Below are 22461 nucleotides of genomic sequence, written 5' to 3' on the forward strand. Positions count from 1 at the left end.
GACCGGGCCCAGGCAGAGGACGAACTTCTCCTGCTCCCACTGCTGCGCGAGGGCGGCCTCGCCGACCTGGCCGCAGGCGTTGACGTCGAAGGAGTCGTCGATGACCTTGATGACCTTGTAGTTGGCGTCCTTGTCGTCACACTTCTTCGTCGACACCTTGGGGTCGGTATCGCTGCCGGTCACCGAAACGCAGTCGCCGGCCTCGGCGTGCACGGGCGCGTTGAAGAAGTAGGAGATGCCGACCTTCACCACGACGGCGAGCACGATCAGCGCGGCCACCCGGAGGATCTTCTTCCCCTTGCCGCCCTTCTGCGCGGGCGCGGCGGTCTCGACGGGCGGGACCTGCTGGGGGTCGACAGGGTGCGGCGGAGGCGGGGTGGCCATGGGCTGTCCTCTAAGAAGATCGGTCATCGAACGCGCGTACGCTACACGCCCCGACCTGCGCAAATCGGACCATCACCCGCCGCCCGCCGATGAGATACAGAGTCGTGATCCGGCCACCCCGGCCGGATATATCAGCGGACCTGGCTCAGCCAGTGCAGGGTGCGGCGGACCTCTGCGGGGAAGGGGTGGGCCGGGCCGTGTAGGCGTTCCGCGTCGAAGAGGAGACGGGACAGGGTGTCGTGGGCCGCCGGGCGGTCGCCGAGGGAGAGCAGCAGGTGCGCTATCCGGCGACGCACCTCCAGCGGGAGGCCCGGGTCCGGGTTCGCGTAGTGGTTCTCGAACAGCGGCAGCAGCGAGCGGTATTCGGCGAGGGCGGCCGCCGGTTCGCCGAGTTGCTCCAGGCACTGGGCCGCGTCGTAGCGGAAGCGCAGGGCCCGCGGGTCGCCGGCCGGGAACTCCTCGGCCAGGCGGCGCAGTTCGGGCAGGGCGCGGCGGAACTGGCCGTCGTCCATCAGCGTGGCCGCGTACTGCTTGCGCAGGGAGCGGACCACCGCCGAGTGCTCGCCGTGCTGTTCGGCCGCCGCCGGGAGGATCCCGCCGAGGATGTCCACCGCCTGGGCGAGCAGGCCCTGGTCCAGGAGTTTCTTCGCCTCCTCCACCGCGGCCGGGACGTCCGGCCTCGTGGGCGGGGTGGCCGGCCGGGGCGGGATGACCGTGGCGCGGTCGGGCCAGGGGGCCTGCGGGCGCAGGAAGGGGCGGGTCGGGTCGAGCTCCCCGGCGGGGGCTCCGGAGCCGCGGTGGGGCAGCAGCGGCGCGAGGGCCGCGTAGACCTCCTGCGCGGAGCCGGGCCGGTCCTGCGGGTCCTTCGCGAGGAGGCGCAGGAGGAGGGCTTCCAGCTGCTGCGGGACGTCGGGGCGGGAGGGGCGGACCGGGAGCGGGGCTTCGTACAGGTGCCGGTGGAGGACACCGAGGGCCGTGGACCCCGCGAAGGGGACGTTTCCGGACAGCAGTTCGTAGAGCACCACGCCGAGCGCGTAGAGGTCGGTGTGCGGGCCGACGGCTCCGCCCATGGCCTGCTCGGGAGCCATGTACGCGGGGCTGCCGATCGGAGAACCGGTGCTGGTGAGGCGGGTGGTGTCGGTGTCCATCACCGAGGCGACGCCGAGGTCCAGGACCAGCACGGTCCCGTCGGGCCGGACCATCACATTGCGCGGCTTCAGGTCCCGGTGCACGATCGGCACCGCGTGCACGGCCGACAGCACCGAGCACAGCTGAGCGATCACCGAGACCGCCCAGGTCCACGGGTAGGGGTGGCGCCCCGCGAGGTGATCGGCGAGGTCGGTGCCCTCGACGTACTGCATGACGAGGTACAACTCGTCGCCGTCGCTGCCCGCGTCGTGCACGGTGACCAGCCCGGGATGGTCCACCTGCGCCGTGACCCGGCATTCGCGCACGAAGCGGCGGCGCAGTTCGTCGGCCACGGAACCGGGGCCGGCCACCTTGTCGGGGCGCAGGAGTTTGACGGCGACGCGGCGGTCCAGGCGCTGGTCGTACGCCGTCCAGACCTGGCCCATGCCGCCCTGGCCCAGGATGGTCGCGAGCCGGTAGCGGTCTCCGATGAGGCGTTCGGTCACGGGCGCGGGCCGTCGTCGTTCGGTGATTCGCGGCGGCGCAGGAGCTCGCTGAGCTCGTCGAGTTCGGCGCGGACCTGCCCGATGCGCGGCGGCGTCGCCGGGGCGGGTGCGGGCTCCGGGACCTGCCGCGGAACCTGCGGGGCGTGCCGGGGCGGCTGGTGCGGGGCGACCGGCGGCGGGTATCCGTAGGAGGGCCGGGTCTCCTGCTGGAGCGGCGACGCGTAGGGGGACGCGGGCCCCGGGTACCACCCGGCGGCCCGGGCGGCCTTGAGCTGCTCGTGGTGCCGGATGTCGGCGACGAGGTAGTACACGCAGACCGCGAGGCCGGTCCCGAGCGTGCCGACCGCGCCGACGTCGCTCTGCCAGGCCGTGAGTTCAGGGGTCGTGTCCGCGCCGATCAGCACCAGCCAGAGGACCTCGAGGGCGCCGCTCGCCCCCACCAGCCACCAGTCCCGGGACCTGCGGGTGACCACCGCGAGCCGCAGCAGCGACCCCCAGGCGAGGAACCCGCAGCTCAGGATGGGCAGCAGCGTGAACAGCACGCGAAGCGCCACCACGTTCCCGGTGTTGGGCTGGTGACCATGCTGCGGCGGGATGCCTGGGCCGTGCATCGCTGCTCCTGACGGGCCGTACGAGGGAAGTTTCGAACTGAGCGTATACAGCGTTTCCGGCCGGGAGTGAGGGATGCGCCCAACCGTTGTACGGTCGCGGCCCGGCCGCCCGCAAGGGCCCGGGGGCTGCGGCGAGCGAATGCCCTCAAAGGCGCGTAGCGTCGCAAAAGCCGCCTCGGCATCGACGACGACCCGCAGAAGTAGCCCGGCGGGATCAGCCCCGCGGGATCAGCCCCGCAGAGAGCGCGAACGGCCGCGGCCGGGGACCGTGCAGGTCCCCCGCCGCGGCCGCCGCCGCGGCCGGCGCGCGCCCCCTACGGGCCTACGAGCCGAGGATCGTGGCCAGGAACTCGCCGGTCCACCCCAGGAGTTCCCGTCCGACCAGCGGCTTCCCGCCCACCCGGGCCGTCTTCGGCCGCGGGACCAGCACCTGCGAGGCGGCCGGCTTGAGCAAGGAGCCCGGGTAGAGCCGCTTCAGGCGCAGCTCCTGCGATTCGCGCAACTCCACCGGGCCGAAGCGGATGTTGGGTCCCTGGAGGGTGATGTCACCGACTCCGCAGGCGCGGGCGAGCATCCGCAGTCCGGCCACCAGCAGCAGGTTCTCCACCGGCTCCGGCAGCTTGCCGTAGCGGTCGGTGAGCTCGTCGCGCACCGCCTTGACGTCCTCCTCGGAGTTGGCCGCCGCGATGGACCGGTACGCCTGCAGGCGCAGCCGCTCTCCCGGCGCGTAGTCGTGCGGGACGTGCGCGTCGACGGGCAGCTCGATCTTGACCTCCAGCGGGGGCTCCTCCTGCGGACCGCCCTCGATGGCCGCCCGGTAGTCCGCCACGGCCTCGCCGACCATGCGGATGTACAGGTCGAAGCCGACGCCCGCGATGTGGCCGGACTGCTCGCCGCCGAGCAGGTTGCCCGCGCCTCGGATCTCCAGGTCCTTCATCGCCACGTACATGCCCGCGCCCATCTCGGTGTGCTGGGCGATCGTCGCGAGCCGCTCGTGCGCCGTCTCGGTCAGCGGCTTCTCCGGCGGGTAGAGGAAGTACGCGTACCCGCGCTCGCGCCCGCGGCCCACGCGGCCGCGCAGCTGGTGGAGCTGGGAGAGGCCGAAGTTGTCGCCGCGCTCGACGATGAGGGTGTTGGCGTTGGTGATGTCGATGCCGGACTCGACGATCGTCGTGGAGACCAGGACGTCGAACTTCTTCTCCCAGAAGTCCACCACGACCTGTTCCAGCGCCTGTTCCGACATCTGCCCGTGCGCGGTGGCGATGCGCGCCTCGGGCACGATCTCGCGCAGCTTCGCCGCCGCCCGGTCGATGGACTCGACCCGGTTGTGGATGTAGAAGCACTGGCCCTCGCGGAGCAGCTCGCGGCGGACCGCGGCGCCGATCTGCTTCTCCTCGTAAGGGCCGACGAAGGTCAGGACCGGATGGCGCTCCTCGGGCGGGGTCGTGATCGTGGACATCTCGCGGATGCCGGTGACCGCCATCTCCAGGGTGCGCGGGATGGGGGTCGCGGACATCGTCAGGACGTCGACGTTGGCGCGCAGCTTCTTCAGCTGCTCCTTGTGCTCGACGCCGAACCGCTGCTCCTCGTCGACGATGACCAGGCCCAGGTCCTTGAACCTGGTCTCCTGCGAGAAGAGGCGGTGCGTGCCGATGACGATGTCGACGGAGCCCTCGCGCAGGCCCTCCAGGGTGGCCTTGGACTCGCTGTCGCTCTGGAACCGGGACAGCGCCTTCACCTTGACGGGGAACTGCGCGTACCGCTCGGAGAAGGTCCCGAAGTGCTGCTGCACGAGCAGGGTGGTCGGGACGAGGACGGCGACCTGCTTGCCGTCCTGGACCGCCTTGAACGCGGCGCGCACCGCGATCTCGGTCTTTCCGTAGCCGACGTCTCCGCAGATCAGGCGGTCCATGGGGACCGACTTCTCCATGTCCTCCTTGACCTCCGCGATGGTGGTGAGCTGGTCGGGGGTCTCCGCGTACGGGAAGGCGTCCTCCAGCTCGCGCTGCCAGGGGGTGTCCGGGCCGAAGGTGTGGCCGGGGGCGGCCATCCGGGCGCTGTAGAGCTTGATCAGGTCGGCGGCGATCTCCTTGACGGCCTTCTTCGCGCGCGCCTTGGTCTTGGTCCAGTCGGCGCCGCCGAGCCGGTGCAGGGTCGGGGCCTCGCCGCCGACGTACTTGGTGACCTGCTCCAGCTGGTCGGTGGGGATGTAGAGCCGGTCGCCGGGCTGGCCGCGCTTGGCCGGGGCGTACTCGACGAGGAGGTACTCGCGGGTGGCGCCCTGGACGGTGCGCTGGACCATCTCGACGTAGCGGCCGACGCCGTGCTGCTCGTGGACGATGTAGTCGCCGACCCCCAGGGTGAGGGGGTCGATCGTCTTGCGGCGCCGGGTCGGCATCCGGCCCAGGTCCTTGGTGGCGGTGCGCTGGCCGGTCAGGTCGGTCTCGGTGAGGACGGCGAGCTTGAGGGCCGGGTCGACGAAGCCGTTGTCGAGGGAGCCGCACGCGACGTGGACCAGCGAGGGTTCCAGGGCGGCGAGGTTCGACTCCAGGCGGGCCGCGATGCCCTCGCCGCCGAGGACCTCGACGGTGCGGGCGGCCGGGCCGTGGCCCTCGGTGAGGTAGACGGTGCGCCAGCCGTCGGCGATCCAGGCCTTGGTGTCGGCGAGGGCGCGGGCGGTGTCTCCGCGGTAGGCCTCGGGGGCGTGCATGCCGAGCTTGAGCGTGTCCCCGCCCACGGACTCCTCGTCGGCGGCGAAGGGGGAGACCGACCACCACATCATGCCGAGCTCGCGCGCGTGCTCCCGTACGTCGGCGATCCCGCGGAGCGAGGCCGCGCCCACGTCGATGGGCGCCTCACCGCCGCCCGCGGTGGCCGCCCAGGAGGCCATCAGGAACTCCTGGGAGGTCGCCACCAGGTCGGAGGCGCGCGTGCGGACCCGCTCCGGGTCGCACACGACGGCCATCGAACCGGCGGGCAGTACGTCGATCAGCAGTTCCATGTCGTCGACCAGGACGGGGGCGAGGGACTCCATGCCCTCGACCGCGATCCCCTCGGCGATCTTGTGCAGCAGTTCGCCGAGCTCGGGGTGGAGCTCGGCGAGGGCCGCGGCGCGCCCGCGCACCTCGTCGGTGAGCAGCAGCTCCCGGCAGGGCGGGGCCCACAGGCCGTGGTCGGCGATCTCCAGGGACCGCTGGTCGGCGACCTTGAAGTAGCGGATCTCCTCGACCTCGTCGCCCCAGAACTCCACGCGCAGCGGGTGTTCCTCGGTGGGCGGGAACACGTCGAGGATGCCGCCGCGCACGGCGAACTCGCCGCGCTTCTCGACGAGCTCGACGCGGGCGTACGCGGCCGCGGCGAGCGCGTGCGTCACCTCGCCGAGGTCCACGCTCTCGCCCTGCCGCAGGCTCACGGGGACAAGGTCACCGAGCCCCTTGACCTGCGGCTGGAGCACCGACCGGATCGGCGCGACGACCACGGACACCGGGCCCGTGGCGGGGTCGTCCTTGCTCGGGTGCGTGAGCCGGCGCAGCACGGCGATCCGGCGGCCGACGGTGTCGCTGCGCGGCGAGAGCCGCTCGTGCGGCAGGGTCTCCCACGACGGGTACTCCGCCACCTCGTCGGGCGGCAGCATGGAGCGCAGCGCGGCGGCCAGGTCCTCGGCCTCCCGCCCGGTGGCGGTGACCGCGAGCACCGTCCGCTCGGTACGGGCGGCCAGCGCGGCGATGGCGAAGGGCCGCGCGGCGGCCGGGCCGACGAGGTCCACGTGCGTGCGGTTGCCGTCCCCGGCCGCGGTGACCGCCTCGGCGAGTGCGGGGTCCCGGGTGACGGCGTCGAGCAGTCCGTGCAGGCTCATGAAAGCGGCTTTCCATCCGGTGAGGTGCCGTGAGGCGGCAACGCGAAGGGCCCGACACGTCGTACGGGCCGGGGGCTCCCACCCTACGACGCCCCCGGGTCGCTCGCGCGTGGGATTGCCGTCACTCGGCCGAGTGACGGAGCTGCCCGCTACTCGACACCCACGTCGTCCTGTGGTGGCTCAACGGTGAGCTGCCCAACGAAACGCGCGACCTCCTGGCCGCCGAGCGCCGGGTCTACATGAGCGCCGTCACGCCATGGGAGATCTCCGTGAAACAGGCGACCGGGAAACTCACCGGCCCGGAAGACCTGGCCGTCCGCGCACAGGGCACCCAATTCCAGGCGCTGTCCATCGTCGCCGAACACGGAGTCCGTGCCGGGCAGCTGCCCCACCACCAGGATCCCTTCGACCGGATGCTCGTCGCGCAAGCACAGACCGAAGGGCTCACCCTCGTCACCCGCGACAAGTTCATCCCGCTCTACGACGTGCCCGTACTGGCCGTCTGACCGGCCGACGCCGACCGGCCCCGGCCCGCCCCTGAGGGCGGACCGGGGCCGGGGCGTTCCCCCGTACGACCGCCCCGCGACTACTCGCTGGCGATCGCGTTCAGGACGTTCATCCGGCCCGCCCGGAAGGCCGGGAAGAGGGCGGCCAGCAGGCCGACCAGGGCGGAGCCGGCGAAGACTCCGAGGATCGTCGGCCACGGGATCTCAAGGATCTTCATGCCCTGGAGCGCGAGGAGCTGGTGGGCGGTGGCGCCCCAGCCCATGCCCAGGCCGAGGCCCAGCAGGGCTCCGAAGAGGGCGATGACCACCGACTCCAGGCGGATCATGCGGCGCAGCTGGCGGCGGGAGAGGCCGATGGCACGCATCAGGCCGATCTCGCGGGTCCGCTCGACCACCGAGAGGGCCAGGGTGTTCACGACGCCCAGGACCGCGACGATGATCGCGAGGGCGAGGAGCGCGTAGACCACGTTCAGCAGTTGACCGACCTGGTCCTTCAGGGCCTGCTTGTAGTCCGTCCGGCTGAGCACCTGGTACTGCGGGTACTCGGCCAGCGCCGACTTGACCGCCGTGTACGCGGCGGCGTCCTGACCGTCCTTCGCGGTGCCGAGCAGCATGAACGGCCTCGGGAACTCGTCGGCCGGCAGGTTCGCCTCGGCGACGGCGGTGCTGGTGTACTTCATGCCCTTGTCGAGGTTGCCCTCGTCGCTGGTGATCGCCGCGACCTTGAGCTTGACGGTGCTGCCGCCCGTGAAGGCGACCGTCAACTGGTCACCGAGCTTCACCTGGTGCTTCGTGGCGAACTCGGAGCCCACCGACATCGAGCCCGGCCCGTACGCCGCCGCGTGCTCACCGGCGGTCATCTTGCGGCGGACGTCCTTGGCGTACGTGGGGTCCTGGACGCCGAGGCCGTCCGACTCGGTGGCGCCGTCAGGGGTGGTGATCTTGACGTCCACCTCCCGGTACGCCGTCACGTGGGCCAGGCCCTGGGTCTTGCGCAGCGCCTCCTCGGCCTGCGGGACGACCGGCTGCATCGTCTGGGACTGCACGATGTAGTCCGCGCCGACCGACTTGTCGAGCTCGTCGGTGGCGGAGGCCACCATCGAGGAGCCGACCACCGACAGGCAGGCGACCAGCGCGAGGCCGATCATCAGCGCGGCGGCGGTGGCACCGGTGCGGCGCGGGTTGCGCAGCGCGTTGCGCTCGGCGAGGCGGCCTATGGAGCCGAAGGGCCGCAGCACCGGAGCGGACACGGCCCGGACCACGACGTTCGCGAGGAGCGGGCCGATCACGATGAAGCCGATGAGGGTGAACAGGACGCCCAGACCGAGCCACTGGGCTCCGGTACCGGCCGCGTCCGCGGTCGCGGCGAGGAACAGGCCCGCGGCCCCGATGCCGGTGAGGGCCAGACCGACGGCGGCCCGGATCCGGCCGGCCTTCTTGTCGCCGGGGGTGCCGACCTCGCGCAGGGCCGCCATCGGGGAGACCTTGCCGGCCCGGCGGGCCGGTATGAAGGCGGAAACGACGGTGACGACGACACCCAGGACGATGCCGACGACCGGGGTGGTCCAGGCGATCGTCAGATCGTCGGTGGACAGGCTCATGCCCATCTGGCCCATGAGCTTCAACAGGCCGACGGCCAGGCCGATGCCGGCGCCGACGCCGAGCAGCGAGCCGACCACACCGAGCAGGAACGCCTCGATGACCACCGACTTGAGCACCTGGCCGCTGTTGGCACCGATGGCGCGCATCAGGCCGATCTCGCGGGTGCGCTGGGCGACGAGCATCGAGAAGGTGTTGAAGATCAGGAAGATGCCGACGAGGAAGGCGATCGCGGCGAAGCCGAGCATCACCCACTTCATGACGTCGAGGAAGGACATGTCCTTGCGGTTGGCGTCCGCGGCTTCCTTGGCGGTCTGCAGCATGTACGTGTCGGCTCCGACGGCTGCGGCGACGTGCTGCTTGAGCCGAGCGTCGCTCACCCCGTCCTTCGCGGTGACGAACACGTGCGTGAAGGTGTCCGGGGCGCCGAGCAGCTTCTGCTGCGCGGTGGCGGTGTCGAAGTAGACGACGGTCGCGCCCGGGTTGGTCACGGTGAAGGCGGCGATACCGCTGATCTTGGAACGGATGTCGCCGGTGACGGCGATGGTGCGGATGTCGTCACCGAGCCCCAGGTGGTGCTTCTTCGCGGTGTCCGCGTCGATCATCACCTCGGTGGGGCCCCGCGGGGGCCCGCCGGCGGTGACCTTCATCGACTTCAGTTCGTTCTCGGTCCAGTTGCCCGCGAAGGTCGGGGCGCCGCTGGTCGAGCCGAGGTTCTCGTTCTTGGAGTTGACGACGGTGACGGCCATCGAGGAGACGCCGCCCTCGACCGACCTCACGCCCTCGGCCTTCTTCACCTGCTCGACGACCGAGGCGGCCAGCGTCTGCGGCTTGCCGGTGCCGGGGATCTCGTCGCTGCTCTCGGCGGTCTTCGCACTGACCGTGACATTGGAGCCGGTGACGGCGAACAGCTTGTCGAAGGTGGTGTTCATGGTGTCGGTGAACACCAGGGTGCCGCAGACGAACGCGACGGAGAGCATGACGGCGACGGCCGAGAGCGCCATCCGTCCCTTGTGCGCGAAGAAGTTGCGCCGCGCGGTCTTCATGACGGTCATGAGGTCCGCCCGCGCGCGTCGAAGTCCTTCATGCGGTCGAGCACGCCCTCGGCGGTCGGGTGCAGCATCTCGTCGACGATGCGGCCGTCGGCGAGGAAGATGACGCGGTCCGCGTAGGAGGCGGCGACCGGGTCGTGGGTGACCATGACGATGGTCTGGCCGAGCTCGTCCACCGAGCGGCGCAGGAAGCCCAGCACCTCGGCGCCGGCCCGGGAATCGAGGTTTCCGGTCGGCTCGTCACCGAAGATGATCTGCGGGCGGGCGGCGAGGGCGCGCGCCACGGCCACGCGCTGCTGCTGGCCGCCCGAGAGCTCGGTCGGCCGGTGCTTGAGGCGGCCCGCCAGACCCACCGTCTCCACGACCTGGTTCAGCCACTGCGCGTCGGGCTTGCGGCCCGCGATGTCCATGGGGAGCGTGATGTTCTCCAGGGCGTTGAGCGTCGGCAGCAGGTTGAAGGCCTGGAAGATGAAGCCGATCCGGTCCCGGCGCAGCTGCGTGAGCTTCTTGTCCTTGAGGCCGGTGATCTCGGTGTCGTCCAGATGGATCTGGCCGCTGGTCACCGTGTCCAGGCCGGCGAGGCAGTGCATCAGCGTCGACTTGCCGGAGCCCGAGGGCCCCATGATCGCGGTGAACTGGCCCCGATGGATGTCCACGTCGACACGATCGAGGGCGGTGACGCGCGTCTCGCCGGTGCCGTAGGCCTTGACGACCTGCCGTGCCCGCGCCGCGACGGCTGCATGCCCTCCAGTGCCCCCGTGCCTGGTTTCGGTCATAGCCGTTGTCACGGTGTTTCCCCTCGCTCGTTCCCTGCGGTCCGTGTGGTCCGCAGGGTGCTTCCTTCAAGTCTGTTGGCCGGGGGGCTCTGGCGCGCTGGTGCCAAGCGCCGTATCCATACGGGTGCTAGCCCTACCCCCGAACTCCCCGCCCTGTAGTAACCAGTTAAAGACCGGCGGCGCCGGACTTCCTCCTCCGCCGGGACGAAGCGTCCCTGGATCCTTGTGAGGAGCAACCCCTAGGGGATTTCCGCCGTAGGGACGAGGCGCCCTCGGGGATACCACCCCGATGCGCACCGATGAGAAGGTGTCCGCGCAGGTACGCAGGGGTGGAAGGGACATTTCATGGGCTCAGGGGAGAGCACGGGCGCGAGTACCGACGGCGACGCAGGGAGCATGCCCTGCGCGGAGGCCGGGGCGAAGGACGCCGGCGCCTCCGCGCCCGCCCGGCCCCGTACCGCCGTCGTCGCCGCGCTCATGCTGACGATGGGACTCGTCGCCCTCGACGGCGCCATCGTCTCCACCGCGGTCCCGCAGATCGTCGGCGACCTCGGCGGCTTCGCCGTCTTCTCCTGGATCTTCTCCGGCTACATCCTCGCCGCGACCGTCACCCTGCCCGTCTACGGCAAGCTCTCCGACACCTACGGCCGCAAGCCCGTCCTGCTCCTCGGCATCAGCCTCTTCCTCCTCGGCTCGCTGCTCTGCGCGGCCGCCTGGAACATGGCCGCCCTCATCGCCTTCCGGATCCTCCAGGGCCTGGGCGGCGGCGCCCTGCAAGGCACCGTCCAGACCCTCGCCGCCGACCTCTACCCGCTGGGCGAACGCCCCCGCATCCAGGCCCGGATGTCCGCCGTGTGGGCCGGCTCCGCGCTGGCCGGCCCGGCGCTCGGCGGGCTGATCGCCTCGTACACCGACTGGCGCTGGATCTTCCTGCTCAACCTGCCGCTGGCCGCCGCCGCCCTGTGGATCATCACCCGTCACCTGGCCGAGCCCACCCGGCCCCCGGGCCGCCGCGGCCCCGTCGACTGGGCGGGCGCGCTCGGCGTCTTCGCCTGCGGCGGACTGCTGCTCTTCGCCCTCGTCCAGGGCGGGGTCGCCTGGCCCTGGCTGTCTGCGCCCTCACTCGGGCTGCTGGGCGCGAGCGCGGCGTTCGGCGCCCTCGTCGTCCGGATCGAACGCCGGGCCCCGGAACCGATCCTGCCCGGCTGGGTGTGGCGCCGGCGCACCATCGCCGCCGTCAACCTCGCCATGGCCGGGCTCGGCCTGCTGATGGTCGCCCCGATGGTCTTCATGCCGACCTACGCCCAGACCGTCCTCGGTCTCGGCCCCACCAGCGCCGGGCTGGTCACCTCCGCGATGACCCTGAGCTGGCCGATCAGCGCCGCCCTCGCCCAGCACGTCTACCGGCGCATCGGCTTCCGCAACACCGCCGCCACCGGAGTCGCGCTGGCCGCCGCGATCCTCTTCTCCTTCACCCTGCTCCCCTACCCGGCCCCGGTCTGGCAGCCCGTACTGATCATGCTGCTGCTGGGCGGAGCCCTCGGCCTCTTCCAGCTCCCGCTGATCGTCGGCGTCCAGTCCACGGTGGGCTGGGCGGAGCGCGGAACCACCACGGCCTCGGTGCTCTTCTGCCGCAACGTCGGCCAGAGCATCGGAGCCGCGCTGCTGGGCGCCGTCGCGAACGCCACCCTCGCGGACCGGCTGGCCGACGCCCCGATGCCGGGCCTCCCGGAGCACCTGGACGGCGTGTCCGAAGCCCTGGCCGCCCCCGGGCTCCTCCCGGAGGCCGCAGCCGACTACCTGAGGCGCGCGGTGGCCGCCGCCGGGGACCACATCTTCCTCGGCGCGACGGTCGCGGCGGCCGCCTCGGCGCTGGTGCTGCTCCTGATGGCGCCCCGGAAGTTCCCCGTACTGCCGGAGCAGCGCGGGGAGTAAAGGGGAGAACGGGAAGCAGGCCGGGGTACGGGGATCGGCGAAACCCGAGGGTGAGGGAAGGAAAGGCGGGTTGTCATGGCCCGGCTGAATGAGCAACGCTCTGCGCAGACCGATTCCCCGGGGGGACACATGCTTTCCGCACTCTTCGCACTCGCGTTACTCGCCGCCATCGCCGGCCCGCTCACCGTGCGGCTCGTCCGCCACCCCGGCTTCGTCACCGGCCGCGACGGCCGCCTCTCCACCTCCGTCACCCTGGCCCTGGCCTGGACCGTGCTCCTGATCTGGCTCCTGTGCGCCACGCTCGCCTACGGGCTCACCGCGGGCGGCGGAGTCGACTGGTTCCAGGGGCACGACGGCCCGCTGTCCTCCCTGACGACCGTCTACCTGCCGCTGCTCGGGGGCCCGTACACCGCCCTGATCGCGGCGAAGGCCGTGGTCGGCCTGCGCGTGGAGCACGGCACCATGGCCAAACCCGCGCCGAAGGGCGTGGCGCGGCGCCCGCTGCGCGACCTGATCGCCAACGACGGCGGCCGCACCGACCTGGTCGACCTGCAGTACGTCGCCCTCAGCGCGGTCACGATGCTGTACGTGGTGGCGTTCTTCGTCGCGGACGTCGGCGGCGGGCTCCCGAAGCTGCCGACGGAGATGTGGACGCTGACGGGGGCGCCGGCGGGCGCGTACCTCGTGAACAAGATGGCGACGCGCGCCAATCCGGTGATCACCCAGGTGTCGATGACGGCGGAAGGCGTCCTGACGGTGGAGGGCGGCGGCTTCGGGAACGACCCGCGGATCGAGGTGGACGGGACGGTGCTGCCGACCGAGGTCACGGGGACGGGGACGCTGGCGGCGACGCCGGCGGGGCCCGTGCCGGCCGGATCCACCGTGGCCGTCACGGCCCACGGCCTGCGCAGCGACCCGTTGCGGTACGCACCCCCGTCCTGAGGCAGGCCCGGGGCTGCGGGCTTACGTCACAGTTGCTGAATCAGGAGGCGGAGGTTCGTGCTGGAGACGTGCATCGTGTACGGCAGGTAGACGACCTCGACTCCGACCGCGGCGAAGTCCCGTTCCCATTGCTCGCCCCGGGCAGTGCCGCGCCAGTCGTCGCCCTTGAACAGGCGGTGGAAACCGACCTGCTGCCAGGCGTCCATCTTCTCCAGGGTGTGGTCGACGATCGCCTCATCGACGCAGGTCATGGCTTTGACGACCTCAAGCCGTTCGTGGAGGGGGACGAGCGGAGGGCGTCCCTTGTGGCTGGAGGCCTCGTCGGTCAGTACGCCGGCCACCAGGTGGTCGCATTGGGCACGGGCCTGCCTGAGCAGGTTGAGGTGTCCGATGTGGAAGAGGTCGAAGACGCCTGACGCGTAACCGATGATCTGAGACACGAGGGTCCTTCGGGAGGCGCGGTCGCGGCCGGACCGTGCTGGTGGTGGGGAGCGAGAGCGATCTTGCACCATCCCCCATGGATGGGTAAGGGACCAGTTCAAAGTTGGGATGATGCAATGACCGGCGGCCGTTCGGGAGGACGATCCTCCCGGCCTCGCTCACGCTGACGACACCCGACACGGTGCTCGGCGACTCCAGGCCCCGGTGACGGGGAGAAGGCCCCCGCAGAGGGGGCGGCGGGCCGCCGGAGCCACGACGCCACATCCGGCCGACGGCGGGGCGTCAGCCCTCCGCCGGGGCGCGGCCCGTCAGGGCGGCCAGGCTGGAGCGGACGTGGTTCATGTGGGCCCGCATATCGTCCTGGGATTCGGCGTGCTCACGCAGGATCCGCTCCGTCTCCCGGCCGGCCCGCTCCTCCCGCACCCGCGCCTCGGCGATCAGTTCCCCGGCCCTCGCCTCCGCGTCCTCCTGACCGTGCCGCGCGGCCTCCTCCGCTTGCGCGAACTCCCGCTTCGCCTCCGCCAACCGCGACTGCGCGTCCCGCTCCAGCTCCCCGTGCCGGGCCTCGAATTCCGCCTCCCGCGCCGCGAGTTCCCGCTCGGACGCCTCCCAGCGCTCCCCGTGTTCCTGCTCGCGCTCCGCGAGCAGCGCTTCCGCCCGGCGCCGCATCTCCGCCAGCGCCGCCTGGGCGTCCGCCCGCCACGCCTGCGCCTCGTCCCGCGCCCGCGCCCGCGCCTCGTCCGCCTCGCGCCCCGCCCGCAGCAGACCCTGCCGGGCCCGGACCTCGGTCTGCTCGCGCACCGCGTCCGCGTCCGTGCGCGCCAGCTCCGCGACCCGGTCCGCGTGCGCCTCGGCCGCGCCGGCCGCCGCCAGCGCGTCCGCGCGCGCGTCGAGCCGTACCGTCTGCGCTTCCTCCTCGGCCAGCAGCAGGATCCGGCGGGCCCGCTCGCTGAGGTCCTCGTACGTCTGCGGCACCAGCCCGGAGACCGCCGCCCGCAGCCGCTCAGCCTCCGCTTCCATCCGCTTGGCCAGCACGGTCAGCCGGGCCACCCGCTCCCAAGCCTCGTCCCGGCCCCCCGACAGCCGGGCGAGATACCGGTCCACCTCTTCCGTCCGGTAGCCGCGGCCGCGCACGGTCGTAAAGGGTGCACTCATCCTGGAAGCGCCTCTCTCGCGGGGATTCCCGCCAAGGATGCGTCATTTGCTCGCAGAAGCCCGAATGGCCGGGCCGAGACCCCCTACGAGGGTCCCGACCCGGCCATCCGCACCGACCGGAAAAACGACCGGAAACCGGTCGGTTCGGCTCAGGAAGCCGTCAGAGCAGTCCGTCCCACATCTGCTCCAGCAGCACCGACCACCAGTTCTCCGGGGACGCCAGCGCCGCGCTGTCCAGCCCCGCCAGATTCGTCTGGAAGTCGACGGTCCACCGGCCCGCCTGCTCCGGCGTCAGATGCTGGCGCAACCGCCACATGTGACCCAGCATCGCCAGCGACCGCACGAACTGCGGCAGCGAGGAGTTCACGAACTGCGGCGGCACCGGCGCACCGCCCGGACCGGCCTCCACCGGCACCGCCACGATGTGCGCGGTCCCGTACTGCACGCACAGCGCCTTGCCGAAGTCGCTGCCCACCACCAGGTACGAGCCCGCGTCCGACGCCGGCTGCACCTGGCGCTGCGCCGCCAGCTCGGCGAGCGTCGGCAGCGGTGCACCCGGCACCGCCTGCGCCCAGAAGAACGGCCCGAAGTCGACCGGCAGGCCCGACCACATCAGCGTCTGCGCCACGATCTCCGGCACCCCCTGACGGGACACCGCGTGCTGCTCGAAACGGAACACGCCCTGCGGGCCGAACGCCCCCGCCAGCTCCTGCGCGATCGCGTCCAGCGGGATCGCCGGCTGCAACGGCACCTGCGCCAGCGGCGCGCGGACCGGAGCGGGGCGCGCCGGACCGTCCGCCACCTGGTGCAGCTCGCCCTGATGGGTCAGCAAGTGCCGCATCCCCTGCTGCCGGCCCGCGTGGTCCGTCCCGTACGGGGCCACGCTCGTGATCCGGACCTGGGGCCAGGTCTCCCGGATCATGCGGGCGCAGTAGCCGCCCGGCAGCTCACAGGAAGCCAGCTCGGTGTGCAGCTCCAGCACCTGCTGCGGAGGCACGTTCATCGCGCGCAGCTCGTGCAGGATCTGCCACTCCGGGTGCGGAGTACCGGGCGCGGAGCGGCGGATGAGCTGCTGCTCGGAACCGTCCGGCGCGCGGTAGCGCAGCACGGCCTGGTAGCCGGGACCGACCGTGGGCAGCCCGGAAACGGGCGCGGCCGGCTGCGGCGCCGGAGCCTGCGCCACCGGGGCCTGGGGCGCGGGACCGGGCGGACCGGGCGGCTGGGGTACGCCGGGACCCGCGAGCATCGTCGCGGCGTGGTGCGCAGCGCCCCCGGGAGCGCCGGGGGCACCGGGCGGACCGGGAGGCGCGGGCGGCTGACCGGTCACGGCCGGACCCGCCAGCATCGTCGCCGCATGGTCCAGCCCACCACCGGGCACACCGGGAGCACCGGGAGGACCCGGAGGACCGGGAGGAGCCGGCGCACCCGCAGGACCCGGAGGAGCCGGCTGCCGCGGTCCGCCGGGGCTCGCCAGCATCGTCGCGGCATGCTGCGCACCCGCCCCGGGTACACCGGGAGCGGCAGGCGCACCGGGAGCACCGGGGGCACCGGGCGGACTGGGAGGCGCGGGCGGCTGACCGGTCACGGCCGGACCCGCCAGCATCGTCGCCGCATGATCCAGCCCACCACCGGGCACACCGGGAGCACCGGGAGCACCCGGAGGACCGGGAGGAGCCGGCTGCCGCGGCCCACCGGGGCTCGCGAGCATCGTCGCGGCGTACGAGGGCTGCTGCGCCCCCGCTCCGGGCGCACCCGGAGCACCGGGCGGACCCGGGGGCGTCACGGGTGCGGCGCCGGGCCGGTTGATCCGGGCCTTGCTCGTCGGCGCGTCGGCGATGTCACCCGAAGCCGACCGCGGGCCCGAAGCCGGACCGGAAGCCGAACCAGGACCCGGACCGGAAGCCGACCCCGACACGGAGCCCGGCCCCGCTTCCGGACCCGCCCCGGGCCCACCCGGACCCGCGTTCATGTCCAGCGCGGGCGCGACGGCCGTCTTCGGCAGCGCGCTGCCCCTCGGCATCAGCGTCGTCCTCGCCTCCGGGGCCGCCCCGGAGGACGGCGGAGCGTCCGGCGCGTCCGACCCGGACAGCGGCGGCGCGAACACCGTCGCCGGCAGCGGCACGGACACGGAGTCCGCACCGTTCACGTCCGTCCCGGCCCAGGGCGTGGCCCCGGCCGGCATCCCGTCGTTGGCGGTCGGCTCGTACGGGACCTCGCCCCCGCGCCGCAACGGCACGGGCTCCGCCTCCGCCTCGGAGGCGACCGGCACCGCCGGAGTCACCGGGGCGGCCGGAGCCACCGGGGCAGCCGGGGCAGCCGGCGGAATCCCCGCCCGGTCCGCGGCCTCCTGCAGCCACTCCGGCGGACTGAGCATGAACGAGGTCTGCTCCGAGTCGATCCTCGGCACCGGCACCGAAGCCTCGGCCTGCGCGGCCGACGCCCCGTACTCCTCCTCGTAGCGGCGGATCACCTCACCCACCGGCAGACCGGGCCAGAGCGTCACCTCCCCGCTGTCCCGCGCGATGACCAGCCGCTGCCGGCCGCCACCGGACACGGGGCCCGCGGGACGGTCCTCCGCCCACAGCACGAAACCGAGCCCGAACTCCCGTACGCGCACCTCGCGGTGCTGGTACGCGGGCACGTCCCCGTTGATCCATTCCTCGGCGCGCTCCTGCGCCTGCGCAAACGTCACCATCGTGCCGTCACCCCTCCACCGGCGCGGAAGGCTCCGCCGCCGAAGCCGGACCCGCCACGGGAACCGAGCGTGCGAATCCGCCGTCCACCATCAGACCGGCCACCGTTTCCAACTCCGGCGGATTGCCCGCCAGCCGCTCCAGGAAGGCGTCGAAATCCGTACCGCACGGCAGCAGCAACCGCTCCACCCGCTCCTGCACCGACCAGCCGTCTCGGTCACGCGCGTCGTCGTACGGGGAGAACCACACCGAACCGACCGAATCGCCCCGCACCTTCACGGCGAGGAGCCCGCCCTGCACGAAGGCCACGCACAGGTAATCCTTCGTCAGGTGGTCCCGCAGGCACTTGTTGGCGTAGACGAGGTCGTTGACCGCCGCCTCCTCGCGCACCGTGAAGAACGGCTGGTCCACCAGCAGGCCGAGCTCGACGTCCAGCCCGGCGCCGACCGGCGCGCAGCCGCCCGCCGCCTTCAGGAACGCGCGGTAGGCCTCCGGGAGCCGGTAGCCGAGGTCCTCCTCGACGCCCTGGACCTGCTGCTCGGACACCGAGACCACCGTCTTGGGCAGCCCCAGGTGTACCGGGCGCACCTCCTCCAACGGACGCGTCCCGCGCTTCTCGTGGTCCACCGCCACCGTCGTCAGCCCCGCGTGGTGCCGGAGCAGCGCCTTCACCTCGACCGGAACCAGTTCCATCCGGCGCGAACCGGACACGTGGTGCCAGGTCCAGCCGTGCGGGGTCGCCACCGGACCGACCGTGTCCCACAGTTCGTGGCCGGTAGCCCGCATCGCGGCGTTCGCGGACACGCAGTCCGTCAGGCGCAGCTCGTCCACGCCGAAACCCTCCGGAGGCTCGGCGATCTCCACCGCCGCGCGTGCGTACGGTGCGAAATCGGGATGCCCGTTCGCGCCGATGCGGACTCCGTGGGGATGGCGCGCTGCCCGGACGGGGTCCGGAAAATGCACGACCTGCCCCGAGTAAGCGGAGTTGGGTGGCGCGGCCTGCTGCCCGAGCCGACCTGTCGTCATGGCGGTAGCCCCCTGCTGGATCTGGCTGGTTCACCACAGCCTATGTGCTCCGGCAAGGGCCTCACCCGCACGCGAGCGGGCCGCCCGCACGAGGGCCGGGAAGATCCGAATTGATACGAATATTCGACCCCGCTTCCACATCTCAGGGGACATTTGACAGGCTGTCCCCGCAGCACGGGGGCGTGCGCGACAGCGGTCACCACCGCGGCCACGGGAGGGAAAGCGCAACCATGCAGAACACGGCAACACGCTCGGAACCGGCCGACGCCGACTCAGGACGCCGGGGACCCGCGGGACCCGCGGGCCCCTTGGGGCCTCCAGGACTCCCAGGGCTCCCGGGACTCCCAGGGCTCACCGGCCCCGCGGCCACCGCCGCCCACCCCGGAACCAGCGGCCCCACCGGACCCGGCGGCGCCCCGGCGCCCCTCCCGGCCCAGAGCCGGACCACCGGCCCCGGCGACCCCCGCCTGCGCTGGAGCAGCGACGACGGCCGCCCCGCCGTGCCCACGCTCCGCTTCCGCCGCGACGGCATCCTCCCGACCGTCGCCGCCGCCCTCTCCGTACGCGGCGAAACCCTCACCGGCACCGCCGGCAAAGCCGACCTGCACCCCGTACTGCACCCCCTCGTCCAGGACTTCCTGGACACCCTCACCAGCGGACAGCGCGAACGATTCACCGGGCGATGTCCGGAAGCGATCCTCCTCTCGCGCCACCTCACCGCCGTCGAGGGCGCCCGCAGCAAGCGTGCCTCCCGCAAACCGCTCACCCCGAGCGAGGCCCGCCGCTCCCTCAAGCACTCCAAGATCACCGCCCGCCGCATCCGCGAGGACGGCGACCCGCTCCACGGCAGCTACGCACCGCCCTGCCGCTCCTGCGAGGCCCTCCTCGCCCACTTCGGCGTCCGCCCCGTCGACCTCACCCACCCCGAGTAGCCATGACCGCCACTTCCGCTTCCTACGACCGCTCCTCGACGACCCGCTTCCCGGTCGCCGTGGACTCCGCCCTGCGCACCGCCGGCTGGGAACCGGGCCGCTGGGACATCAAGCAGGCCGAGTACTGGGCCGACGCCCTGCGCGACCACACGACCCCCGCCGGGCACCGCCACACCGTCTTCCCCGCCGCCGTCGAGGCCTGGGCCGAATTCGGCAACCTCACCGTCACCGCCCCCGGCCCCGGCCGCCAGATCGCCCCCACCTCCCTACGACTGGACCCCCTGACCGGGCTCCACCTCGCCCGCACCTTCGCCGACCTCGGCCGCGCCCTCTCCACCCAGCTCTGCCCCCTCGGCATCGAAGCCGACGGAACCTCCCACCTCGCCCTGGACCGCGAAGGCCGCGTCTACTGCGTGGACCACACCGGCGACTGGTACCTCGGCGCCACCCTCGACGAAGCCCTCACCCTCCTCCTGACCGGCCTCCAGCCCACCCGCCTGACAACGGCCTGACCGCCCAGCTCCGGAAGCCGCTCCCCGGCTTCCGGACAACGCCCCTCCTCCAGCCGGAAGAGGTACGCCCGCAGATCCCCTGCGAGCCCGCCCTCCCCCAAGGGCCTCCGCTCCGCGTCCGTCATCCCCGCCACCGGATCCCAAGCCGACGCGCTACCCCCGTCCGCTGCCCGGCAGGACCGCCGAGACCTTGAAGCCGCCCTCGTCCGTCGGTCCGGACACGAACACCCCGCCCAGCCCGAGCACCCGCTCCCGCATGCCGACCAGCCCGTTCCCGCCGCTCGGCAGTCCCGGTTCGGCTGCCTCGCCGTCCGACGGCCCGTTCTCCACCTGCATCGCCACCTCCCCGTCCCGGTGCGCCAGCCGTACGACGACCCGCGCGCCCGGAGCGTGCTTGTGGCAGTTGGTCAGCGCCTCCTGCACCACCCGGTAGGCCGTCTGCTCCACCTCAGCCCCGTACGACGGGCGCGGGCCCCGCACGTCCAGCTCCACGACCATCCCGGCCGCCCGCGACTGCCCGACGAGCGCCTCCAGCTCCCCCAGCGACGGCCCGTCCTCGAAGCTCCCCACCAGGGCCACCGGGACGGGAAGGGCCGGCTTCGCCACCTCCGCCCGCAGCACGCCGAGCATCTCCCGCAGCTCCGTCAGCGCCTGGCGACCCATGTCCCCGACGAGAGCGGCGTTCTTCACGGCCTTCGCCGGATCCTTCAGCGCGATCGCCTGCAGCGCCGCCGCGTGCACCACCATCAGCGACACCCGGTGCGCCACGACGTCGTGCATCTCCCGCGCGATCCGCGTCCGCTCCTCCGTACGGGCCCACTCGGCCCGCTCCTCCGCCCGGTCCGCGAGCAGCGAAAGCTCCCGCTCCAGCGAGGCCGCGCGTTCCTGCAGGCTCTCCATGAGCCGCCTGCGGGCCGCCGTGTAGAGCCCGAGCAGCACCGGCGGCACGGTCAGCGCCACCGCCACGAACACGGACAGCACGATGACGAGCGTGCCGTCGGCCTCCACGTCCCCACGGGTCCGCAGGTACATCACGACGAAGGTCGCGGCCAGCGACATCGACGTCAGGGTCGCGGTGATCCGCCGGGGCACCTCGGACGTCGCGAGCGTGTACAGCCCGACCACGCCCAGCAGGAACCCGATCGCGGCGGGCGACACGGCGATCCCGATCAGCACCACGGCGATCGGCCAGCGCCGCCGCAGCACGAGCGTGGTGCCGACCACGAACCCGAACAGCATCCCGACGAAGACCGGGATCCCGGCCTCGTGCGCGAAGTCGATGCCCTCGACAGCGCACTCGACGGCGGACACCGCCGCGAGCCCCCCGTCCCACACGGCCGACCTGCGCCGGTCCCACCACAGCGGCCCGTCCCGGCCGGCCCCCGCCGCGCCCTGCTCTTCCCCCGTACTGGTCATGCCGTCCAGCGTACGCAGGGCCCCCAGCACAGAGGCGAACGGAATTCCGGCAAACCGCCGGTAATCGCACGTCCGACTGAATCATCCACGGATCGAGACCTGAATCCCGCATTCCGGACGACCCTCGACGTATGAACAAATACACCGACTTCGAAGGACTTCGCGAACAAGCCGTCGCCCTCCGCCGCGAAGGCCTCAGCCGCCGCCAGATCCGCGACCGCCTGCAGGTCTTCAACGGGGAGATCCTGAACCGCCTCCTCCAGGGCGAACCCGCACCCGAATGGACGAAGCGCCCGAACGCCAAGGACGACCTCCGCGACCGCGCCCGCGAGCTCCGCCTCAAGGGCCTCACGTACGACCAGATCCAGGTCGAGCTGGGCTGCTCGAAGAGCTCCATATCCCTCTGGGTCCGCGACCTCCCGAAGCCGGAGCGGAGCTACCGGCCGCCCGGCACGGACATGGTGCGAGCCCAGCAGGGCCGCAAGGAGGCCTATGAGCGCCGGCAAATCGAGTACGAGGCGACCCGCCAGGCGGCACGGGCAGAAATCGGATCCCTCACGGCCAGGGAACTGTTCCTCGTCGGCGTCGGCCTCTATTGGGCCGAGGGCGGGAAGACCAAACCGCACAAGCCGCACCCGCAGATCAGCTTCGTGAACAGCGACGCGGGCATGATCAGAACGTTCCTCGCTTGGCTGCACCTCGTGGGCGTGACGGACGACCGCCTCCGGTTCACCCTGCAGATCCACGAAACCGCCGATACCGCGCAAGCAGAGCAGTACTGGAGGGACGTCGTGGGGTTGGACGCGTCCCACTTCGGCAAGACCACACTCAAGCGGCACAACCCCCTCACCAACCGAAAGAACGTGGGCGACACGTACCGGGGTTGCCTCGCGGTGCGTGTCCTGAAGGGCTCCGATTTGTACCGTCGCATTGAAGGCGCCTGGTGCGGCATAGTAGGTGCCGTCGGCTCGACCGCTCGAGAGTAATGTCC

General features: G+C 72.2%; 16 protein-coding genes and 1 pseudogene. 6 read left to right on the top strand and 11 right to left on the bottom strand.

Features of this window, described 5'->3' with window-relative positions:
• The 4 genes from J7E97_RS12045 to mfd form a co-directional block, all read right to left on the bottom strand.
• A partial coding sequence (locus J7E97_RS12045; RefSeq protein WP_215025656.1) for a hypothetical protein occupies nucleotides 1-384 on the bottom strand: 384 nt, incomplete at its 3' end.
• 131 nt (nucleotides 385-515) lie between these two features.
• Entirely contained in the window at nucleotides 516-2018 is a 1503-nt protein-coding gene (locus tag J7E97_RS12050; RefSeq protein ID WP_215025658.1) for a serine/threonine-protein kinase, read from the bottom strand.
• Nucleotides 2015-2629 carry a hypothetical protein gene (locus J7E97_RS12055; RefSeq protein ID WP_215025660.1) on the bottom strand — a complete coding sequence of 205 codons (615 nt, stop codon included), beginning with the start codon at nucleotides 2627-2629 and terminating at the stop codon, nucleotides 2015-2017. Before J7E97_RS12055 ends, J7E97_RS12050 begins: the two co-directional genes overlap by 4 nt.
• Nucleotides 2630-2951: 322 nt before the next feature.
• Nucleotides 2952-6485: a transcription-repair coupling factor gene (gene mfd / locus J7E97_RS12060; RefSeq protein WP_215025662.1), complete on the bottom strand. Its 3534-nt coding sequence runs from the start codon at nucleotides 6483-6485 to the stop codon at nucleotides 2952-2954.
• Nucleotides 6486-6646: 161 nt separating this feature from the next.
• Here mfd and J7E97_RS12065 point away from each other — a divergent pair.
• Nucleotides 6647-6991: pseudogene (locus J7E97_RS12065) on the top strand (type II toxin-antitoxin system VapC family toxin); the annotation flags it as partial.
• Between the two features lie 80 nt (nucleotides 6992-7071).
• On the opposite strand, the gene J7E97_RS12070 reads toward J7E97_RS12065, so the two are convergent.
• Nucleotides 7072-9645: an ABC transporter permease gene (locus tag J7E97_RS12070; protein WP_215025665.1), complete on the bottom strand. Its 2574-nt coding sequence runs from the start codon at nucleotides 9643-9645 to the stop codon at nucleotides 7072-7074.
• Nucleotides 9642-10418 carry an ABC transporter ATP-binding protein gene (locus tag J7E97_RS12075; RefSeq protein WP_251054312.1) on the bottom strand — a complete coding sequence of 259 codons (777 nt, stop codon included), beginning with the start codon at nucleotides 10416-10418 and terminating at the stop codon, nucleotides 9642-9644. Before J7E97_RS12075 ends, J7E97_RS12070 begins: the two co-directional genes overlap by 4 nt.
• Nucleotides 10419-10763: 345 nt before the next feature.
• Here J7E97_RS12075 and J7E97_RS12080 point away from each other — a divergent pair, with 345 nt between their 5' ends.
• Together J7E97_RS12080 and J7E97_RS12085 are read left to right on the top strand one after the other, a co-directional pair.
• Entirely contained in the window at nucleotides 10764-12353 is a 1590-nt protein-coding gene (locus J7E97_RS12080; RefSeq protein ID WP_215025670.1) for an MFS transporter, read from the top strand.
• Between the two features lie 129 nt (nucleotides 12354-12482).
• Nucleotides 12483-13295 carry a hypothetical protein gene (locus tag J7E97_RS12085; protein ID WP_251054313.1) on the top strand — a complete coding sequence of 271 codons (813 nt, stop codon included), beginning with the start codon at nucleotides 12483-12485 and terminating at the stop codon, nucleotides 13293-13295.
• Nucleotides 13296-13321: 26 nt separating this feature from the next.
• Here the strand turns inward: J7E97_RS12085 and J7E97_RS12090 are convergent, their stop codons facing one another.
• The 4 genes from J7E97_RS12090 to J7E97_RS12105 all read right to left on the bottom strand — a co-directional run bounded on the left by J7E97_RS12090 (nucleotide 13322) and on the right by J7E97_RS12105 (nucleotide 18610).
• Nucleotides 13322-13735: an adenylyltransferase/cytidyltransferase family protein gene (locus J7E97_RS12090; protein WP_308346471.1), complete on the bottom strand. Its 414-nt coding sequence runs from the start codon at nucleotides 13733-13735 to the stop codon at nucleotides 13322-13324.
• 283 nt (nucleotides 13736-14018) lie between these two features.
• On the bottom strand, nucleotides 14019-14891 hold the full coding sequence (locus J7E97_RS12095) for a DivIVA domain-containing protein (RefSeq protein ID WP_215025680.1): 873 nt from the start codon (nucleotides 14889-14891) through the stop codon (nucleotides 14019-14021).
• Nucleotides 14892-15051: 160 nt separating this feature from the next.
• On the bottom strand, nucleotides 15052-17586 hold the full coding sequence (locus J7E97_RS12100; protein ID WP_215025683.1) for an SUKH-4 family immunity protein: 2535 nt from the start codon (nucleotides 17584-17586) through the stop codon (nucleotides 15052-15054).
• A gap of 7 nt (nucleotides 17587-17593) precedes the next feature.
• Nucleotides 17594-18610 carry an SMI1/KNR4 family protein gene (locus J7E97_RS12105; protein ID WP_215025688.1) on the bottom strand — a complete coding sequence of 339 codons (1017 nt, stop codon included), beginning with the start codon at nucleotides 18608-18610 and terminating at the stop codon, nucleotides 17594-17596.
• A 467-nt stretch (nucleotides 18611-19077) separates the two neighbouring features.
• Between J7E97_RS12105 and J7E97_RS12110 the strand changes: the two genes are divergently transcribed.
• Both J7E97_RS12110 and J7E97_RS12115 read left to right on the top strand, forming a co-directional pair.
• A complete protein-coding gene (locus J7E97_RS12110; protein WP_215025751.1) occupies nucleotides 19078-19542 on the top strand; it encodes a YwqJ-related putative deaminase in 465 nt (154 codons plus the stop codon).
• Between the two features lie 2 nt (nucleotides 19543-19544).
• A complete protein-coding gene (locus J7E97_RS12115; RefSeq protein ID WP_215025690.1) occupies nucleotides 19545-20054 on the top strand; it encodes an SUKH-3 domain-containing protein in 510 nt (169 codons plus the stop codon).
• Nucleotides 20055-20207: 153 nt separating this feature from the next.
• On the opposite strand, the gene J7E97_RS12120 is transcribed toward J7E97_RS12115, so the two are convergent.
• Complete coding sequence (locus J7E97_RS12120; RefSeq protein ID WP_215025693.1) at nucleotides 20208-21470, bottom strand: sensor histidine kinase; 1263 nt, start codon at nucleotides 21468-21470, stop codon at nucleotides 20208-20210.
• 131 nt (nucleotides 21471-21601) lie between these two features.
• Here J7E97_RS12120 and J7E97_RS12125 point away from each other — a divergent pair, with 131 nt between their 5' ends.
• Entirely contained in the window at nucleotides 21602-22456 is an 855-nt protein-coding gene (locus tag J7E97_RS12125) for a hypothetical protein (RefSeq protein ID WP_215025696.1), read from the top strand.
• Nucleotides 22457-22461 lie beyond the last annotated feature (5 nt).

Origin of the sequence: Streptomyces sp. ISL-66, from assembly GCF_018614135.1 — a bacterium.
GTDB lineage: Bacteria > Actinomycetota > Actinomycetes > Streptomycetales > Streptomycetaceae > Streptomyces.

What these genes read in the sequence shown, in the direction of transcription:
- J7E97_RS12120 (WP_215025693.1), bottom strand. Translation starts at nt 21,470, where the DNA reads ATGACCAGTACGGGGGAAGAGCAGGGCGCGGCGGGGGCCGGCCGGGAC.
- J7E97_RS12055 (WP_215025660.1), bottom strand. Translation starts at nt 2,629, where the DNA reads ATGCACGGCCCAGGCATCCCGCCGCAGCATGGTCACCAGCCCAACACC.
- J7E97_RS12105 (WP_215025688.1), bottom strand. Translation starts at nt 18,610, where the DNA reads ATGACGACAGGTCGGCTCGGGCAGCAGGCCGCGCCACCCAACTCCGCT.
- J7E97_RS12070 (WP_215025665.1), bottom strand. Translation starts at nt 9,645, where the DNA reads ATGACCGTCATGAAGACCGCGCGGCGCAACTTCTTCGCGCACAAGGGA.
- J7E97_RS12115 (WP_215025690.1), top strand. Translation starts at nt 19,545, where the DNA reads ATGACCGCCACTTCCGCTTCCTACGACCGCTCCTCGACGACCCGCTTC.
- mfd (WP_215025662.1), bottom strand. Translation starts at nt 6,485, where the DNA reads ATGAGCCTGCACGGACTGCTCGACGCCGTCACCCGGGACCCCGCACTC.
- J7E97_RS12080 (WP_215025670.1), top strand. Translation starts at nt 10,764, where the DNA reads ATGGGCTCAGGGGAGAGCACGGGCGCGAGTACCGACGGCGACGCAGGG.
- J7E97_RS12085 (WP_251054313.1), top strand. Translation starts at nt 12,483, where the DNA reads ATGCTTTCCGCACTCTTCGCACTCGCGTTACTCGCCGCCATCGCCGGC.
- J7E97_RS12075 (WP_251054312.1), bottom strand. Translation starts at nt 10,418, where the DNA reads ATGACCGAAACCAGGCACGGGGGCACTGGAGGGCATGCAGCCGTCGCG.
- J7E97_RS12125 (WP_215025696.1), top strand. Translation starts at nt 21,602, where the DNA reads ATGAACAAATACACCGACTTCGAAGGACTTCGCGAACAAGCCGTCGCC.
- J7E97_RS12100 (WP_215025683.1), bottom strand. Translation starts at nt 17,586, where the DNA reads ATGGTGACGTTTGCGCAGGCGCAGGAGCGCGCCGAGGAATGGATCAAC.
- J7E97_RS12095 (WP_215025680.1), bottom strand. Translation starts at nt 14,891, where the DNA reads ATGAGTGCACCCTTTACGACCGTGCGCGGCCGCGGCTACCGGACGGAA.